We start from the raw sequence: 726 nt of genomic DNA on the forward strand, positions 1-726 counted from the left end.
ATGGTGGAACATGGCGCCTTTGCCGATCAGCCGGCGATGCGCCGCCACTTCACCAACATGATGCGGCGCGATCCCGCCGACCTTGCCCATGAGTTCCTGACCGACCATTGGCGGCCGGAGCATTGCGCGGACCTGCACCAGCGGGTTGGCGCGGCGGGGCTGGCCTATGTCGGCAGCGCCGATGTCTTCAACAATCTCGACCTGTCGATGTCGATCCCCGCGCGCATGCAGCCGCTGATCCGGCGGACCGCCGTGCCTGCGCTCGCCGAGGCGCTGAAGGACATCGCCCGCAACGCGCATCAGCGCATGGACCTGTTCCAGAAGCATCCGCGTCGGGCGGATCCGGCCGCCATCATGGCCGCGCTGGAGGCGATCCGCGTCGCCGCGCTGCCGGGCGCACCGCTTCGCGGCCCGGTGACCTTTGCAACGCCGATCGGCCCGGTTATCGGCCCGGAGGCGATCTTCACGCCCCTGCTGGAGCGGCTCGCCATCGGCCCGGCGAGCGGCGCGGAGCTGATGCGGCTCCCGGTGTTCTCAAGCGACCTCAACGCGCTGCTTCAGGCGATCCAGTTGCTGATGATGCAGCAAATGGCCCACCCGGTTCTCAATGACGCCGCGGCCGGCCGGGAGCGGATCGACCGCCTGGAGCGATGCCTTGCCGAGCGCGGCATCGCGCTTCGCCTGATCGCGAACGCCGGCACCGCCGTGCCCGGTGCGCAGGCGGGG

At 70.1% G+C, this 726-nt stretch carries 1 protein-coding gene; it reads left to right on the plus strand.

What is annotated here, in order from left to right; genetic code table 11:
- Positions 1 to 726: methyltransferase regulatory domain-containing protein (locus AX702_RS00530; RefSeq protein ID WP_197420449.1), on the plus strand; the 726-nt coding region annotated here is incomplete at both ends.

Source organism: Sphingomonas sp. CCH5-D11 (assembly GCF_001557395.1).
Lineage (GTDB): Bacteria > Pseudomonadota > Alphaproteobacteria > Sphingomonadales > Sphingomonadaceae > Sphingomonas.